Here is a 17,824-nt window from a genome sequence, read left to right as displayed (position 1 = left end):
TGAAAATTTTTAAAAAAAGTTGAAAAAGTGTGCAAACTTTTTCAACTTTAAAATATCCCTTAAAAATATATACTATGAAATGACAAAAAACCTGGAATAATTATAAAAACATACAATTACAATATTAACAAAGACCTACAATCTGATAAATTCACAAACTGAAAGCATTTTTTCCTTATTTATATTTTCAAGTTCAAAAAACAAATTCATATATTCTACAACTAAATCTTTAAATTCTTCAAATTTTTTCTTATCTATAAATTCATACCCGTGTGCAAAAATACTCTTATTTCTTAAATCCACTTTGTGTTTTAATCTGTTTAGCTGGGCTGTTTTTTTATTCTTTATAATATCATCACCTATAGCTGCAAGAAGTATATATCCTGCCATAAGACTCACCTTCTTGTCTAAATGCTCTATTTCGTTAAATCCTTTTATCTTTATTCTTATGGCATTTATTTTTTCGCGCAGTTCCTCATCACTATAGCCTAATTTCGAAAAATCTGCATTTTCAGTATCAATACCATAATTCCACAGCCTTTTTTGCTCAATAGTTTCAAGAATCCTATACAAAAGCAGTGTTGCCATTTCATATCTTTCTTTTGCTTCCCTTCTTACTGCATTTTGATAAAGGTTAGCTATTAGATATCCAATATTATTAAATATAAATTCCTTGTCCCCTTTTTCCCTGCAATGTAGCTTTTCCAATACTTCCAAAAACTCAATCTGATCTTTTATTTTCTGTTCATGTTGTAATAAAACAAGATTCTTTTCAAGCTTCCCCTTTTTTAAAATTATATCATAGCATTTAGAAAGGTTAATCTTTGCTTCACTGATATCAAGGCTGTCCCACCCACTATATGCCTTGGATAAATATTTAAAAGCATCATCTTCTTTTGAATTGGGTACTTTTTTCTCAAGCTCATCAAAAATCCTGTATGCCGAAATATAGTCCATTTCATTAAAAAGACAAAATGCCTGCTCCCTTTCAATATCCCCAAAAACAGTGTAAGGGTCATCAACATAAAAAAGCTTTTCTGTTCCCGGCTCCGGTTTTCTGAGATGGGTAAGATACTTTCCTGGTACATATATAAGTTTTGCCCCTATTGCCGAACCTGCCATTGCACATCCGGCAGCCATGGATTTTGTACCGCCTGTAAAATCCACATAAATATCTTCAGGTCTTCCCCATCTTTCATATGCTTTCTTTATCTCTTGATACAGCTGCAGGGGACTTTCAGAATCAACTTCAGTAGCTTTGTACTGGGTTGGCTTTAACTTTGTAAACTCTATTACATCATCTAATAAATGAAATGATTGCTCTGTATAAAGAATTAATACTTTTTTAGGTTTTAGTGCAAGTATGGAAAGCACTAGCGGCTCATATGAAGTACCCAGGGTTAACACCATTGATTCGCAGGGCTCTTCCTTTTGATATTTTTGCAAAAAACAGTCTATTACAATAGGCATAATTTCAAACTTGTAGTAGTCTTCTGCCAATTTTCTTTGCTCATCTGTGCTTCTTTCCATACCTTTCCATACTTTTGTTTTTTGGGCTAATTGTTCCTCACAAAACATGCTCTTTTTCTCCCTCTTCTAATATTTCTTTTTCCAAAAAGAGTTTTTCAAATTCACTAATAAATGAATTGATTTCATCCAGCACTTTCTTCTTTGACAGCGGATTCTCTCTAAATCCGGCATGATTTAGCGTATTCCTGTATTGACCTAATTTGTCATAATACTTTGCTATATCTTCTGTTATAAACCCTAATTTATCTTTTAAATTTTGTAGTTCTGTTTCTTTATCACTAGTTTCTTTATCACCAGACTCTTGCCCTTTTTCATAATTTTTTTCTTTTCTCACTGCAAGATTTTTTAAGCCTATTACTTTTGCCACATTTTCCCTGTCCTTTAATTTATTCCAATCCAGTCCTGCTTCTAAACAAATATAATTTATAATGTTTTCCAATAAGAATGTATATGCCTGCTGATACATACCAAATTTTACACATAATTTGGCACATCCCAATATGTTTTCCACCAAATTATTTTCTTCAAAAAAATCTACTTGATTTTCTATTTTTTCAAGAATATCGTAGAATGGCTTTATTTCCAAACGTTCATCCTTATTGAGTTCTTTAATTTCATCTAACAAATTCTTTAATTCTACACCGTTTTTTTGTATAGGCTTGCCTTGTGCCAGCTTTAAATCTGTATAAAACTCCTTTATTTTTTTCGCACATTTTTCAGTTAGTGATACTAATTCATCCTTTCCTTGAGTTTGGGATTTTAAAGGTTTTAGCGTCTCCTCTGCCGCTGAACAAAACTTTTCACTTTCTCCTGTTGATATAAGTTGATCTACTCCAAAACTCCAGTCTGTAATTTTATCAAATAGTATTAAATCAAAAATGGGTGATCTGTTATCTTCTTCCTTTACTTCATATGCACCATATAAAATCCTTTTTATATGGCATCCCTTTGTGATTTTTGCATGATTTAAAACTGACATAAAAACCACAGGGATACTTCTTAAAGAATGTGTAATATCAACATATATTTCATCATTTTCTTCTATATTTTCATATACTAAATTAAAAATTTGCCATATTTCTTCATTTGTTTTTCCTTGTGGTATCATTATGTTTTTGCATTTAACATTTGCATTTTCCAATTTGCTTTTAAGACCTTCGTCTTTTGGAATCCAGTTTTTTTGATATGCTTCCTCTGTAGTAAATACTATGACTTCTAATTCAGGTATTTCCAGTGTTTTTACAATTGCCTCCTGGGTAAACCTGCTTTTATAGCTTTTTGTACTTGACTCATCGCCAAAAAAATATTCTGTTTCTTTATAATCATTAGTACCTAAAAAAGTAAACAATTTAACACCCATTACAATCCCCCTCTTTTATTAATCATCAAGTTTAAGATTTTTAAGTATATCAAAGGCATTTGTGTTTAAATTCCGGTTTCTGCCTTCATTATATTTTCCATAGCCCCTATCTCCACTTCCGGATGTCTTATTTTTATGTTTTTTATAATCATTCTTTCTTCCAGCACCATTGTGGTTCCTTTCTTTGTCTGACCCCATTTTCCCTGAACCCATCTTATTTGATACTACATCACCATCTTCATTAATAACATCCTCTATATCCGGAAGTTCTGCCTTCTTAGCAAAGTCACCTACTTTCATATATTTTGCTTTGTCATTTTCTATTGTCTTTTTGCTCAGCTCAAATTCTCTATAGCTTTTAATTTCATTTACACTGTTTACTTTCTTTTTATAATTCTCAACTATGTATTTTTTAAATGAGTCTATGTACTTTTCTATTTCTTCACTTTTTTCAAAATCAGGATTAAAAGAAGAATATTTTGCATTTATATCTTCTATTTTAAGTCCTGTTATTTTTATTTTGCACTTTCCAAAACCATATGGTTTTCCTTTGCCTATGTTAAAATAACCTTCTGTATCTCCCTGCTTCAGGGAATAAATTAAAAGTCCCAATTCCTCATCACTTAAATTTTCAAAAACAACCTTGCCTTTAAATTTTGTTTTTTCATCATAGCACTTTATAACTGTGCTTATTTTGCTTTCGCTATCCTCCCTGTTCCCTATATTTTTTCCTTCTATATCCTTCTTCATCCAATAAAATTTTCTTCCTCTTATTTCAAAACCTTCTGTATTATATGATTCAAGAGAATTCTCTTTTCTTTGCTTCAAATAGCCCCTATACCAGGAAGGTTTAGGTTCTCCCAATACTATTTCATAGTTTTCCGTTAACCTGGGATTGTCACTTTCACAGACAGCATCTTGAAAAGATAATTTTGTCTTAAAATCCTTCCAGCCAAACATAGCATCTACAAAATCCACACCTTCATACTCCATATGTGCTTTTGGTATACCATCGTGTATGCTTCCTTTCGCACTTAACCTTAAATAAGGAGTAAAACCAAAAACAACTCCTTCATCATCTTTTATGTAAAAAACCGGCTTAACTTCACCATTCTTAGGAAGTGCATAATAACTATGTTTTTTACCGTGGAGTTTATTGGTATAATTTAAATCCTCCTCATATAATTCCGCCTGTTCCTTGGTTATAACAATTTCCGCACTTTCCCTGTCTTCTTCAAATATCAGGTAGTGGTGTACTTTCCCTTCTATGTAGTCTGAATTAGCAATCGTGCCTTTATGCTTTCCATTAATGTCAACCTGGGCTTTTCCATTATTTATACTGTAATTTATATCACAATAGTAAGGAGCAAAGTTTGATTCCCTGTTTTCTTTTAGCTTTTCTTTCTTTTTATAATCCTCTCTTTTTAGCCCACTTTTATAAAGATACTTAATTCCGGAAATATTTTTACTTCTCAGTTCATATTCATGTATCGGCGTATACGAATGCATCTTTCCGGGTTGATTCCCTTCTCTTGTCCTTGTATTTTCCAACTTAACAGCCGGGGTTATAATATATTCATTTCCTCTTTTCCTCATATATCCTGCATGTACTTTTTCTAAAATGCTAAATCTATAGCCTGATCTTTTATATTGTTTAAGCCCTGTTTTGATTTTGTACCATTTGCTCATTTCTGTATCCTTTGAAGCAAACGTTCTGAAATAAAACCTTCTGTTTTTAATATCTTCTTTACCATGTGCCTCATTTATTACTGACGAAAATGAAAATATTGATGCATTGTACCTGGTCATTCCCCTTATTGTATTGCCCGGTATAACATATTTGCCTTCAGGATTTTTAAATAGTTTTCCGTCACCGTCAGAAATGTGCAGCAAAGATACAGTTTCTATTTCATATGTTAAATAGCCTGTTTTTAAATTTTCATGATACTTACCATGCATTGATAATTCTTTTTCATCACCGCACCTATCAAGCACAAAATTTTCAAGTCCTATAAAATTATATGGTGCTTTGGATTTAAATGCCGGTTTTGTATTATTTTTAGCCATTTCTTATTCCACCTCCTGAAAAACTAATTTTGACGGCAATATCATTGAAATATACGCCTGGTTATCCTCATCGTATTCAATGTACTTTTTAACAATAATTTTTTTAATACCTCTGAATTTTACTATCTGCTCTTCTTCTAATATTTCTTCACTGCCATCTTCTTCATATAAAAGACCCTTTATTTCATCCTCCCTATATATGTGCAAACACCTGCTGCCGTCAAAGAAAAAAGCTTCATTTACACTGTCAAGATCAATACCAGCTTTGCCTTTTCCTGCATTCAGCCTGTCAAAATAATAAATTATAAATTCATTAAATTCTTCTATCAAAGTACTTATTTTTTCTATTCCAACACTATTAACCTTCACTTATATCACCCCTGTTTCATAAGTTCTGATATATACCGGTTAAATTTTTGTTCAACTTCTTTATCCGGTGAATCAAAATAGTATAAAAGCTTTTCATTATCGATAATTTCCAGTGTTTCTGCTTTTACAAAACCTCTTCCGACTGCATACCCGCTTCCCACATTTAAATTTCCTATACACAAATCTCTCAAAACTAATAGTATTAGTCCCACTTCTTTTGTGTAATCCCCAAGTTCTGACTTATCCAATGTACAAATTAACTCCAAATCCCCCATAACTGTTTCTTCTTTTACTAATGCTCCCTGCTCTACACCACCTGAAAAGTGATCAACTTTTATTTTGTTGTAAACTCCTCTTTTTACATGTTTTAACTCAACATCAAAACAGTTAAATCTTGAAATGCGGCCTTCATCCTTTTTTGACTCAATACCAAAGATATTTGATATTATTTCTTCATTAATTTGCGGGAAAGTCTTTGAAATTTTTTCAGCCCTTGTTCTTAAAGCACCTTTAATAGAACTTCCGGGTATTATTTCATTTCCTTTCGCATTTTTAATATTTATACCGTCAGGTTTATCAGAAAGGCGTACTACCTCATCTTTTATAAGTAACGGTGTGAGGGTTTTTGCCTTTACTTTAAACTGTACTTTTGGAGAAATATATTCTTCCCCCATTATTTTTTCTGTTATATCCGTTGTCTTTCCATCTTCTTTCAGTAAATAACTAAGTATGCCTTCCATACTTTCAAAATTAACAACCTTTTTTAAAACCTTCTCTCCTTTAAATCTTCCAAATCCAATCATTTTGTTATTTCCTAAAGGGATTTCACCATGTAAAAATGCCTTTAATAATTCTTCAAAATCTTTTTGCATTTTATCAAATTCAGGACTTGCCTCATAATTATTCAGTTCAAATGTAAATATAAAATTGATGCCTTCATTTAAGAATTGTCTTTTAAATTTACTTCCTTTGCTCCCTGAAAAAATCTTTCCGGTAAGCCTTTCCCTGTCTATTTTTAAACCCGGTCGTGATGAAATAACTTCTTTTTGGGTAGCATCGGTAAAATACGCATCATAAAAAACTACACTGCTCATGCCGGTCTTTTTTCCGCCAAATAGTACATTGTTATTTTCATCGGAGTTTCTGTCAATATTTTTTTCATAAAAATCTCTGAAAGCTCCTGCTATTGATGTTCCCGGAATATAAGCCTTGCCTGTTAATTCATCTATCTTAATATTGTCTTCTCCATCCTTTACAGACACAGGGGAAATATTTGTTGCCGCCACTTCATACTTTACCGTTTCAGTTAGTTTACTTTTATAAATCATTATTTCACCTCTTTCGTTCTGATACAATATTCAAAAAACACTATAAAAAATTTCATTTTTAAATCATATAAAACCTTTTTGCCCTCATTTTCATTTGGAAATTTAAATCCCCCCACTCTTATTCCTTCTCTTTGTATATTTTCCAATGCTTCAAATATGGGGTTTTTATTGTTTTCCAAAAAATCTAAAAGCATTTTTTGTATACTGATTCTTTCTATTTTGTACTCGGATGTGCTACAATAAACAGAATATTTATTTAGTCTTTGCCAAATTTCTTTTCCTCTTCTGTCTTGTATATGCCCCAGATAATTTTTAAGATGCTCAATAAACTCCTCTTCTGACTTGTATACCCCATTTTCAAAAATGTTAAGAAGTTTTCCTATTTGACTTTGTAAGCTTCCCTTAGGTGTGTCTTTTTCCTTAATCAGGCTTAATACCAGTCTTTTAACCTCTAAATCAGACCTTTTTATAAAAATATTTTTCAAAATGTTGTTAATTAGTTTTTTATCTTCATTTTCCAATTTAACATTTGACTTTCCTTTGTCTTCATCTTTATCTTTCTTGAGTACCGTCAGGGTATCTTGTATTTTTCCCAAAACGGCAATTTGCCCGTTTCCGTCTTCTTTTCTAATCCCAACACCGCTATTTACAAGTTCTTTTATTTTTTCCGGATTAATTTCTTCTTCCACCTGATACTTTAATACAGTACCTTTTGAAACTGCAGTATAACACACTGTATTTGTATTGTATAAAGAATTATAGGTAGCGGACATATTTAAACCTGAATAGGAATCTATGTACTCGCACTTGCCTTTGATGCCTAATTTTTCCTTTAATATGTTAACAGGAATATATGTATTAACCTTGCCATTGTAATAGAGTATTGCATCTGATAAAAAATAAATATACAAGTCCTTTTTAATATCAAAATCTGATTCATACTGACAAACCTGAGAAATATATTTTATATTGCTTATCCTGCATTTCCCATAGCCGCTTCCTCTTGAACCTCCAAAGTACATAATTTCATTTTTTAAAATTCCCATAACATCATCTGCGTACTTTTCATTAACCCTGATATACCCTCTGAAAAATTCACCTTTTTTTATTGCTTCATATCTGAATATTTTAGTATCATTATCCTTTGAATCTCTTTTGTTTATATGGAGATTTTCAGTTTTTGGTGTGTTATACCCATAAACCTTAGACGGGTCGTCTTTATCTACAGCTACAAATTCATAGTTTCTGTACGGAATTACATTTTCGCCTATATCAGCACTAAATGAATGCTTTATGGTTATGGTTTCTTTATTGCCTCTTATTTCCTGCTTATCCCCTACATATCCTTGCATCATAGGTATTGCCGGCATATCATTAATTAAAGGATATGCATTATAAAAAATAGTATCCCCGTTTAGTATTTCCGTTGGTACCTCTCCTTTTTTACTGGCAATATCCCATACAACAGCCCCCTTCACTACAGAGCCGGGGATATAAGAATATGTGTATTCGTTATTCGCATCCCTTTCAAATTTCCCCAGTTTTAAATTGTCCAAAGCTTCTATATCAAATTGTAAATATTTATACATTCAAGTTCACCTTCTCTCTAAGTAAGTTTATATAATCAAAAGTAACATTTTTATCATCCTTATACATTGAAACTTCCACAAGTCCCTTGCCTTTTGTTTCATATGCGCCTAAGTGCCTTAAAAGGGAACAGGCAGATGCTAAAAGTATCTTTTCATACTCATCAAGATTTTCAGGACAGTGAATATATGAATAGAGAATGAGCCCACTGTTTATTACCCTGTAATTTCTAAGTGATTTATCCTTTGCTACCCCGGTTTTTCTGTCAATAGAAGTTTGTTCTTCAATATGTGTCAATGCATCTAAAATTTCACCGGGTTTTATGTTAGATTCTCCCATGTTGTTTTTAAAATAATCTCTCACTTCTTTTGAAATTTCACAATCTGAAAATTTAACCTTGTCATGTCTGTACTCTCCACCTACACCAAAAAGCTTGTCCTTTTTCTCTTCTAATATTTCTCCGATTTCTTTTCCCTTATCACTTGCCTTTACCATGTTGACAAATACTCCTGCCATTTCTCCAAGCTTCCCTTTGAAAGTTTTCCCGTTAATGTATGGAAACCCATATTCATCATACAAGACATCTGCATCAATAAAACCCGGTACAGAGTACCCGCTGCCAAACACGGTATCCGTCAATAACTCTACTTTTATTTTATATTCTTCCATTGTCCTTCCTCCTTAAGAAAGTGATATAAAATAATCCATTACTTCTATTGCATCAAATAAAACGCATTTGCCGTCTACAAAACCTGTTTTAGCCCCTATCCTGTGTTCACCTAATGCTTTGTAGAGCTGGTTTATTTCAATATATGTATCAAGGTGCTTCTCGCCTTTTTTCATTTCCTTTAACATCCCCTTAACTTTACTTCTTGGAACTTTGTTCTGAATATTTTCAATATCTTTTTTAAATAAAATGTATTGATTTATATAATTTGAATTTTCTGAAATGACTAAAGGTCTTAATGAAAGGTTTTTATTATCATGGGTTTTATAAATTACTTCTCTGATTTCAGTTAAATTATTATTATATTCTCCCTGGACTATATGCCAGTCTATCCTGGATTCATTAGCTTCATCGGGTATACCCGACTTTGCATTTTTACAAAGCTCCTCTGCTAATTCATATGTTTTAAAGAAAGGATATTTTTCCTTTACCATTGCAATTCCAACGCCTGCTGTTATTTTTTCTCCGCCGGCATAATGCTTTTCCAGTTCATTTATAAAAATATAAGCACATTCCAGTGCAATCCTTGCATCAGTTATGTAACAAACATCATCACCGGCTAAAATTATCTTCCTTATAGGAACTACCCCTTCTTTTATGTTTAATCCACTTTTAATAAGATACTCACTCTTAGATTTAACCACTTCAACCATCTTATCATAAGCTTTTTCAAAAGCCGTCTTTACTTCTTCCGAAAAATCATTAAATGCTTTTATGTATTCATCATTTACCTCTTTAACATTATTTTCAGTATATTTTTCTTGATATTTATCCCTTAATTTTTTAATTCTTTTTCCCATTCTGTTACCATCTATATAAGTTATGGCTATGTAGCTTTTTTCATTTTTGCTTATCCCTAAATCTTTTATATCAATTGCATATTTTTTAAACTTATCTTCATTATCCTTATACATTTTAACTTTAGACCAACTCTCACCTGAATAAAATTCTTTACTGTTTTTATCTTTTTTTATTGCCGGCAGTTTGGTACTGCTGCACTTTTCCGTGATTCCAAAATCTACAATATATGAGTACTGATCTCTTTTGGCTTTCTTTTTTTCAAGCTTTGTATACAGTTCACGGATTTTTCCTATTATTTGAGACTTACAGGGATCAAATTCTATAGATGTGATAAAAAACTCCAGCATTGGAAACTCATTTAAAAGATACTTAGAATACTCTTTTGTAAAATTTTTATTGTCATCTTCATTTTCAAAATAAAAAATTACATTTCCCCCACCCGAACTTACAATTGAACCATTATGTTTTTTGCAAATTTCTTGCGGCAACTCTTCAGTGACAAAAGCAATTATTTCAGAAGCTCCGATATTTTCCTTCAGTTTGTTAGACTTAAAGATGTAATACTGCTTTCTTGATACTTCTAAAATATTTAAAAATCCCATTTAATTTCTCCTTTCGTCATTTTTTATTTAGTTTTTTATTTTTAAATTTATCTTTTAAAGATAACTGAAATAAATTCATTAGTAAAATTATGAGAAATTTGTCTAATGTGCATTGTAAAAGCCTGCGTGCTTCTAAGTAGTGTAATATTATAAGTAAGTATAGTATTAAAAGACATGTCTCCAATTAGTTCATTACAATTATACCATATTTAGTTGTAAATTCAAGCTTTTTATCTTTTTTATTGTAAACTTTTATGTTTTGCGCTTGTTTTATGTCAAATAATATATTATTTTATATCTAATTTATTTCAAACATTTCTGTCAAATATAATAAAAAAATAAATTTTTTAAAATTTTCATAGAAAACATTGACAAAAATCATAAAATAATGCAGAATATTATTATACTAGTTTTCACTAAAAACCCAAATAATAATTATAAACTTAGAATTGAGGGATATCGTGAGATGCATTATAACCTTAGACTTTGACACAAGTCTTGTCCTACCTTTGAATTACAACAAAATATTGCAAGGATTTATTTACAGAAATATTGCCGACAGGGATCTGGCTGAATTTGTGCATGACAGGGGCTTTAGTTACGGTAAACGTAATTTTAAAATGTTTACATATTCAAGGTTATTAGGACAATACACAATAGATAAGAGATCAAAAAAAATAATTTATAAACCTCCCGTCCAATTAGTCGTCTCTTCTTGCTATGAAGATTTCTTTATAGATCTTTCCGTCACTCTTTTAAAGAAGAAAGTTGAAATAGCCGGCACTGAGTGCTGTGTCAGCAAAATGAATATTCTTGTGGAAGAGCCAAAAGGCATTCAAAAAATAAAAATGCTATCCCCCGTAACAGCATACTCTACACTAAATAACGGGAAAACAGTCTACTACTCCCCTGATGATTACAATTTCAAAAGAATAATAAAAGAAAATATCATAAAAAAATACATTGCGTTTTTTAAAGAAGAGCCACCTGGCATGGATTTTGAAATTGAATGTTCAAATAATAAATTTAAAAAAGTAGTTACCAATTATGACGGTTTTATAATTGAAGGCTGGATGGGTAGTTTTTTCTTAAAAGGAAACACCAACATGATAAAACTTGCTTATGATACCGGAATCGGAGGCAAAAATTCTCAAGGCTTTGGATGTTTTGAGTTAATATAAAGGTGGTGACTATTAATGAAATACTCTTTTAATTTAAGGCGTCACTGGTGGTTTGACGCCGGCATTGCCGGTCTTTATACAATTTCCAAAAGCGGGGATGAAAGACTTCGAAAGTTCAATGTAAACGTAACGGCCACAAGTCTTGGACTGGATTTTGAAGGAGCTGACCAGGATACCATCCGTTCTTTTCTGGAAACTTGTTATGAAATATTGGCAGAGCGGCACTGGAACATCTCAACCGTCAAGCAAAAAGAAAATCCTGAGCTGGTGGTGTACGACAAAGAAAATGACACAATTTCTTTAATGCCAAAGAGAAAGCCTGCACCTATTGTCAGTATGTTTGTAGGAGCAAGAAGCTGGCGGGGCGACGGTATACCCTACAAAGAATTAAAAGAGCCTTTAAAATCCCGGGTGGATGAATTTTTAGAAAAAAACAAGACAAAACTTTGGGGATCTGATAATAAGCTTTTATACAGCCAACCTGTATGCCATCAAATTTTAAAAATACTTCCTGAAACTAAAAAGTCCGGGAAAGAAGAAACATGCAGTGTTTGCGGAAACAAGTCAAAATTTTTGTCAGAAGTAGGACAACCTTCATTTCTTTTATTTGCAAGTTCTAATGCCACTAAATCTTTCAACTCCCAGGGTAAAAATCCGGCTAAAATATGCTGGGAATGTGATTTTATTTCAAAGTTTGCCGTTGAATCTGCAAGCTATAAACAAACCGGAGACTCAACTTTCATCATACAGGTTACATCCCCTGACACTGAAAAATTAATTGAAATGCAAAAAGAATTTGGCTCCCTGTCAAGCATGAGAACCGTTGACGACAAGTACTATTATTCCAATATAGGTTTAGATGCAGACAGTTTAATAAGATACTGCAAAAAACCCCATGAACTTCTGTGGTCTTTTATGGTAGAAAAATATAATTTGCTGGCAAGGGAAAGCACCAAAGAAGAACAGACAGATGAACCATTAGAAGACGACTTTTTAAAAGACTTTTTAGAAAGCATAAGCGCATCAACCGTTCAAATATATCTACTGTACACAGTGGACAGCGGCGATACTTTTCTAACTAAAAACCTCATATTGTATGACGATTTAGGATACTTTTTCAGACTAATACACCATATGAAACAAAACCACGTTGACATTAAAAAAGTATTTAACTCCCTTTATGAAGAGAATAATTTATTCCGTGAGAAAATTTTAAAAAATGTCCTCAAAAAACACAGCATTTTGCGGCTTATGGAGCAGATTTCATTTAAAAAAGTATTGGCAGAAGAGCCTGTTTCAATGAATAATATTTTAAATTTTACAACTGAATATCAAAAAATAATAAGGGGTGATAATATGAACAAGGAGCAAATTGAAACAGCTGTAAACTTAGGAAAACAAATTGTTATCCAGGCTGTTGAAAGAGCAAAAGCCGAAAACGAAAGCGAAAAACAGGCATTGAAAAAAATAAAAGGTGACCTGTACCAGCTTAGAAAATCAAGAACCAGAACTGATTTTTTAGGACAGCTCAACAATTTGCAATTCAAGTATGGAATTTCAGTATCAAACCACATCTTAGACGGGCTTTTAGAAGAAGCTGATTTTGAAGATTTCAGGTCTTACTGTATCTTAGGCGCATTAAATGTATACAATACCAAAAACAGGAATAAGGAGGAATAGGAAATGAAAGATGCAAAGGCAATCACCATTACATACCTTACAAAAGCTTCTTATTCATCTCTTAACGGTGCGGATAAGGAAGCAGATAATATTGTAAGTATTAAAAAGATTCAAAAAAATGACGGAAAAGAGTATCCGTATTGTTCTTCCCAGGCAATAAGAAGGGCTTTACGTGAACAGCTTTCTTCCATGGGGTGGGAACTTTCTGAAACCACTGTAGCAAAGCAAAAAAAAGGAGCTGCCTCCACCTTATGTGAACCTTCAAAATACATCGATGACGATCTCTTTGGGTTTATGAATGCAGATTCAAAAGAAACCGTTAAAAGAACCAGCCCGGTAAGGGTTTCTCCACTTATATCGCTGGAAGAATATAAAGGCGGAATGGATTTTGGAACAAACTACATGTCCGTTAAATCAGGGGGCAACCCAAATATATTTGAAACTGAAATTCACTCAGGGTTTTATGCAGGAACCATACTCATTGAACTTGACAGAATCGGGGTAAAGAGTGCCGGAGACCTCTATGAACTGGATCTTTCCTTATCAGAGCGAAAAAAACGTGCAAAAGCCCTCATTGACGCAATTCAAAACTTGTGGACGGTGGGAAGACAGAGCAGGTTCTTGTCAGATATTTCACCAAAATTTGTTGCATCGGCAGTTTTGAAGGTTAAAAACCCTATATTTTTAGAATGTGTTTCAGTAGACAACGGAAACGTCAACTTAGACCTTATAAATAACACCATTAAGGATTTTTCAAAATACATTTTAGACTATGCAGTTGGCGAAAGAAAGGGCTTTTTTGCAAGGGATAACAATGGTCTTCTTCCTCTTGGAGAGTGCTTTGACAAAATAAATTCCTGGATTGAAGAATACTATACTGACTAAAGAAATGAGGTATTACCATGAACGGATTAATGGTGAAACTTTATGCTAAAACAGCATCCTTTAGAGACCCGGGAGCGCAGCTTTACCACGATACGGTACCTCTCCCGCCTCCTTCTACAATAGTTGGTATTGCCGGTGCTGCTTTAGGACTCTCCTTTGAAGATGCTCTTTCATTCTTCAAAGAAAACAAAATAAAGGTGGGCTGTACAGGGAAAAGCAACGGAAAAGGCAGGGATTTGTGGAATTATATAAAAATAAAATCCAAAGATTTTACCCATGCCATTATACTTAGAAATTTTCTCTATGACGTAGCAGTAAATATATTTTATGCATGTGAAGAAAATGAAGTTATTTTAAAACTATACAATGCTTTCAGCAATCCAGTATATGCCCTTACATTAGGCAACAGCGATGAGCTTGCAAAGGTATGCTGTTTAAATATTTTTGAGAACATAAAAATTGAGCAAAGAAATGTACTTAAAAATACATGGGCACCCGGGGATTTATCTAAAAAGCTTAAAATAGACTGGGATACCGTTAAAAAATCCAAAGTAAATATCACATTAGAACCTCTGGTGGTAAAAAACCTTCCCTGTGATTTTGAAACAGACAAAAAAGGAGTTAGAAAAGCCACAAAGTACAAGGATATAACTTTCATCGGAGAAAATCACCTTTTACAAACCGAAACTGAAACTTTCCTGTTTGCCGACCAATGTGTGCCCATGTTGGAAATAAGCTAGTTAAAAGGCAAAAAACCAAGGGGTGAAAAGATTGTATTTGGCAAAACCTGTTAAAAATGAAGAAGGCCTATATGAATACCACGTTAAGGGCTGTATAGATATTTTTAATTTTGAAATAAAAAATAAATATAGTGCCTTTGAAAAAGTTTTATCAAAATGCAATGTAAGTATTGATGAGTTTATAGAAAATATGAGAAATGCAATTGCTTTTCACGACTTTGGAAAACTAAACAACTACTTTCAAGATTATATGAATCGCAAAGCGGATGAGAAAAAGCTTACAGGTGTAAAACATTTCAGGCACGAAGTGCTTTCGTGCCTTTTTTTAATAGAAGCATTTTTAAAAAAAGAAAACAAAAATGTTTTTTTCCCCTATGACGTATTGTCCGTATTAGGCCACCACAAAATTTTAACTAAAGACTTAAAAAGCTTTGAAAGGGAAATATTGTGGGATGACAAATGGCCTGACATTCCAAAAGAAGCCATGGATTTAGCCGTTGAAACAGCTAAAAGTTTTGGTGCAGAAGTTTTTAGTGAGTATAAAATTCAAAATAAACAAATTGCAAACAAGGTGCTGAAAGCAATTATTGAAAAATCATCCCGGGAATTTGAAAAAGACAGAAAAAACTTAAGGGTACTGTATTCCCTTTCAAAAGGGCTTTTACACAATTGTGACTGGATCTCTTCTTCAACAAAAAATGAGTATGAGAAAGCTTATACCCTAAACACCACTCCATCAGTTATTGAAAACAACCTAAAAAACAAACTGAAATCAGAAAATAAAAAATATGTAAAAAGACGTTTTCATAAATTGTGTGCAGAAAGCAAAGGAAGCAATATAGTAATTGCCCCTACTGGTTCGGGAAAAACAGAGGCGGCTCTTATGTGGGCTTTAAATTTAAAACCCGGTAAAGTAATATTTCTAATGCCCACAATGGTTACTTCCAACAGCCTCTATGAAAGACTTTCCACCAACTACTTCCCTTCCGAAATTTGCGGGCTGACCCATTCAGGTGCGGAAACATACTTTTTTGACAAGCTGCGTAAAAATGATGAAGAAGAAACATACGATAAATTCGCAATGCTTCATCAAAAAGCATTTTTGCCCCCTGTGATGGTTTCAACCGTTGACCAGCTACTGACAACAGGCTTTAATACAGGTTTTTGGACTCAAAAAGAATATGCCCTTTTAGGAAGTTCGGTAATTTTTGATGAAATACACGCCTATGACAGCTACACCATAGGTCTTATAACCTCTACCGTAAAGAAAATACTGGATTTTGGCGGTAAAGTCCTTTTAATGAGCGCCACAATGCCCGAATTTTTAAAAAAACACTTCTTAAATTTACTCGGTCTTAAAAATGCCGTAGTTGCAGAAGAATTTATGGACAGGGTCAGCAATGAATGGATTTATATTGACAAGGATTTACCGGAGATACGGGAAAATATCCTTGAGGAAATATCCAACGGCAAAAAAACTGCACTAATAGTTAATGATATTGAAACGGCTAAAAAAGAGTATAAATTTTTTTCAGGGAAAGGAATTGAAACCCTTTGCCTTCACTCAGAATTCACATTGGAAGACAGAAACAAAAAAGAAAAAATACTGACACAAAAAGACGGTCACCCTTATCAGCTTATAATATCCACCCAGGTGATAGAGGTTTCGCTAGATATCAGTTTTGATGTAATGTTTTCTGAATGTGCCCCCATTGACAGCCTTGTACAAAGGGCAGGACGCTGCAACCGCCATGGCTTAATTGAATACGGCAGGTTTTATGTATTTAATCCTTCAGAAATAAGTTTAAAATGGGTGTATAAAAGGCAGCAGGACATTATGGAAAAAACAAAAGACGTTTTAAAAAACAATACCGGTAAACTCTCTGAAAATGACATTGCCTCTTTAGTTGAAGAGGTTTACAAAGATTTTGACCTTTATAATGAAGACTACAACTCAGGGGCTAAAATATTTGACGAAATACTACAAAAACATGAATTCTTTGACTTAAACATTTTAGAAGAAGATGAAAAACTTCTGACAAGAAAAAGCGATATTATTAAAATACCTATTATTCCAGCAAATCAGTATAAAGAAAAAGTTGAAGAGCATTTTATTAAAAAGCAATACAAACTTATACCACTTTATGAAGTTCCCGTGTCTATAAATAAGTTTAAAAAATATATTCAAAGAAAAATAATAGATAATAAGTTCAAGCTTCCCCTCTTTTCCGTTGATTACAACAGCGATTATGGCATTGATTATGAAAAGGAAGAAGAAACTTCATTTTTTAGTCTATAGGAACGTTACTCATATAGGAACATAGTTTGCGTAGGAATACAATTTTTATATGAACATAATTCAAATAGGAACACAATTTATATTAGAGATAAAATTTACGCAGGGACACTGTTTATGTAGGGGCAAAATTCACGTTAGGATACAATTGAGGAGGTGAACCAATGGAAGGCGGTATTTCCGGGACTTTAATCTGGTATTACTACATTTGCAAAAGAGAGGTATGGCTTATATCCCGTGCATTAGAACCGGACCAGGAAGATGAAAACATTGTAATCGGAAAATTTATTCATGAAAACTCTTATTCAAGGGAAAAAAAAGAACTGGATTTTGGAAATATCAAAGTTGACATTACAGACAATAAAGACGGCAGCATCATTGTACAGGAAATAAAAAAGTCTTCAAAATTTATTGAAAGTGCAAGGATGCAGCTTCTGTTTTATCTTTATGAAATAAGAAAGACAAGTGCAGACACAAAAGGTATATTGCTGATACCTGAGGAGAAAAAGAGAGAAGAAGTAATATTAGATGAAGAGTCTGAAGAAAAGCTTGAAAAAGCCATAGAAGATATTAAAAAAATAGTTTCCATGGAAAAACCTCCCAAGGCTGAAAAAATAAAATACTGCAGGAACTGTGCCTATTCTGAAATGTGCTGGGCATAAAGGAAAGGA

The 17,824-nt window shown here is 32.8% G+C and carries 14 protein-coding genes; 6 read left to right on the top strand and 8 right to left on the bottom strand.

Annotated features, from left to right (window positions below; all coding sequences use genetic code 11):
- Positions 1–135 precede the first annotated feature (135 nt).
- The 8 genes from HVS_RS05030 to HVS_RS04995 are packed head-to-tail and all read right to left on the bottom strand — an operon-like array spanning position 136 to position 10,371.
- On the bottom strand, positions 136–1,578 hold the full coding sequence (locus tag HVS_RS05030) for a TIGR02710 family CRISPR-associated CARF protein (protein WP_101299801.1): 1,443 nt from the start codon (positions 1,576–1,578) through the stop codon (positions 136–138).
- Complete coding sequence (gene csx2, locus HVS_RS05025) at positions 1,568–2,890, bottom strand: TIGR02221 family CRISPR-associated protein (protein ID WP_101299799.1); 1,323 nt, start codon at positions 2,888–2,890, stop codon at positions 1,568–1,570. Before csx2 ends, HVS_RS05030 begins: the two co-directional genes overlap by 11 nt.
- An 18-nt stretch (positions 2,891–2,908) precedes the next feature.
- Positions 2,909–4,957 (bottom strand): TIGR03986 family type III CRISPR-associated RAMP protein, encoded by a 2,049-nt coding sequence (locus HVS_RS05020; RefSeq protein ID WP_101299797.1) that lies wholly within the window; start codon positions 4,955–4,957, stop codon positions 2,909–2,911.
- Between the two features lie 3 nt (positions 4,958–4,960).
- A complete protein-coding gene (locus tag HVS_RS05015) occupies positions 4,961–5,326 on the bottom strand; it encodes a hypothetical protein (RefSeq protein WP_101299795.1) in 366 nt (121 codons plus the stop codon).
- Between the two features lie 5 nt (positions 5,327–5,331).
- Positions 5,332–6,654 carry an RAMP superfamily CRISPR-associated protein gene (locus tag HVS_RS05010; protein ID WP_101299793.1) on the bottom strand — a complete coding sequence of 441 codons (1,323 nt, stop codon included), beginning with the start codon at positions 6,652–6,654 and terminating at the stop codon, positions 5,332–5,334.
- Entirely contained in the window at positions 6,654–8,243 is a 1,590-nt protein-coding gene (locus tag HVS_RS05005; RefSeq protein ID WP_101299791.1) for an RAMP superfamily CRISPR-associated protein, read from the bottom strand. Before HVS_RS05005 ends, HVS_RS05010 begins: the two co-directional genes overlap by 1 nt.
- On the bottom strand, positions 8,236–8,910 hold the full coding sequence (locus HVS_RS05000; protein WP_101299789.1) for an RAMP superfamily CRISPR-associated protein: 675 nt from the start codon (positions 8,908–8,910) through the stop codon (positions 8,236–8,238). The genes HVS_RS05005 and HVS_RS05000 overlap by 8 nt, the downstream gene beginning before the upstream one ends.
- 12 nt (positions 8,911–8,922) lie before the next feature.
- Positions 8,923–10,371: a Cas10/Cmr2 second palm domain-containing protein gene (locus tag HVS_RS04995; RefSeq protein WP_101299787.1), complete on the bottom strand. Its 1,449-nt coding sequence runs from the start codon at positions 10,369–10,371 to the stop codon at positions 8,923–8,925.
- 509 nt (positions 10,372–10,880) lie between these two features.
- Between HVS_RS04995 and cas6 the strand changes: the two genes are divergently transcribed.
- The 6 genes from cas6 (at position 10,881) to cas4 (ending at position 17,815) form a co-directional block, all read left to right on the top strand.
- Positions 10,881–11,552, top strand: a complete 672-nt coding sequence (cas6, locus tag HVS_RS04990) for a CRISPR-associated endoribonuclease Cas6 (RefSeq protein WP_242971691.1) — start codon at positions 10,881–10,883, stop codon at positions 11,550–11,552.
- Positions 11,553–11,567: 15 nt separating this feature from the next.
- Positions 11,568–13,232 (top strand): hypothetical protein, encoded by a 1,665-nt coding sequence (locus HVS_RS04985; RefSeq protein WP_101299783.1) that lies wholly within the window; start codon positions 11,568–11,570, stop codon positions 13,230–13,232.
- Between the two features lie 3 nt (positions 13,233–13,235).
- Positions 13,236–14,117 (top strand): type I-B CRISPR-associated protein Cas7/Cst2/DevR, encoded by an 882-nt coding sequence (gene cas7i / locus HVS_RS04980; RefSeq protein WP_101299781.1) that lies wholly within the window; start codon positions 13,236–13,238, stop codon positions 14,115–14,117.
- A gap of 17 nt (positions 14,118–14,134) precedes the next feature.
- Positions 14,135–14,857, top strand: coding sequence for a CRISPR-associated protein Cas5 (gene cas5, locus HVS_RS04975; protein ID WP_101299779.1), 723 nt, complete (start codon positions 14,135–14,137; stop codon positions 14,855–14,857).
- A 31-nt stretch (positions 14,858–14,888) separates the two neighbouring features.
- The gene (locus HVS_RS04970) at positions 14,889–17,156 is read left to right on the top strand and encodes a CRISPR-associated helicase/endonuclease Cas3 (RefSeq protein WP_101299777.1); all 2,268 of its coding nucleotides are present in this window, start codon (positions 14,889–14,891) and stop codon (positions 17,154–17,156) included.
- A gap of 161 nt (positions 17,157–17,317) precedes the next feature.
- Complete coding sequence (cas4, locus tag HVS_RS04965) at positions 17,318–17,815, top strand: CRISPR-associated protein Cas4 (RefSeq protein ID WP_101299774.1); 498 nt, start codon at positions 17,318–17,320, stop codon at positions 17,813–17,815.
- Positions 17,816–17,824 lie beyond the last annotated feature (9 nt).

This window comes from Acetivibrio saccincola (assembly GCF_002844395.1).
Taxonomy (GTDB): domain Bacteria; phylum Bacillota; class Clostridia; order Acetivibrionales; family Acetivibrionaceae; genus Herbivorax; species Herbivorax saccincola.
This window is presented reverse-complemented; position numbering and strand designations above follow the sequence as displayed.

What these genes read in the sequence shown, in the direction of transcription:
- HVS_RS04995 (WP_101299787.1), bottom strand. Translation starts at nt 10,371, where the DNA reads ATGGGATTTTTAAATATTTTAGAAGTATCAAGAAAGCAGTATTACATC.
- cas4 (WP_101299774.1), top strand. Translation starts at nt 17,318, where the DNA reads ATGGAAGGCGGTATTTCCGGGACTTTAATCTGGTATTACTACATTTGC.
- HVS_RS05000 (WP_101299789.1), bottom strand. Translation starts at nt 8,910, where the DNA reads ATGGAAGAATATAAAATAAAAGTAGAGTTATTGACGGATACCGTGTTT.
- HVS_RS05020 (WP_101299797.1), bottom strand. Translation starts at nt 4,957, where the DNA reads ATGGCTAAAAATAATACAAAACCGGCATTTAAATCCAAAGCACCATAT.
- HVS_RS05005 (WP_101299791.1), bottom strand. Translation starts at nt 8,243, where the DNA reads ATGTATAAATATTTACAATTTGATATAGAAGCTTTGGACAATTTAAAA.
- HVS_RS05010 (WP_101299793.1), bottom strand. Translation starts at nt 6,654, where the DNA reads ATGATTTATAAAAGTAAACTAACTGAAACGGTAAAGTATGAAGTGGCG.
- cas7i (WP_101299781.1), top strand. Translation starts at nt 13,236, where the DNA reads ATGAAAGATGCAAAGGCAATCACCATTACATACCTTACAAAAGCTTCT.
- HVS_RS05030 (WP_101299801.1), bottom strand. Translation starts at nt 1,578, where the DNA reads ATGTTTTGTGAGGAACAATTAGCCCAAAAAACAAAAGTATGGAAAGGT.
- cas5 (WP_101299779.1), top strand. Translation starts at nt 14,135, where the DNA reads ATGAACGGATTAATGGTGAAACTTTATGCTAAAACAGCATCCTTTAGA.
- csx2 (WP_101299799.1), bottom strand. Translation starts at nt 2,890, where the DNA reads ATGGGTGTTAAATTGTTTACTTTTTTAGGTACTAATGATTATAAAGAA.
- HVS_RS04985 (WP_101299783.1), top strand. Translation starts at nt 11,568, where the DNA reads ATGAAATACTCTTTTAATTTAAGGCGTCACTGGTGGTTTGACGCCGGC.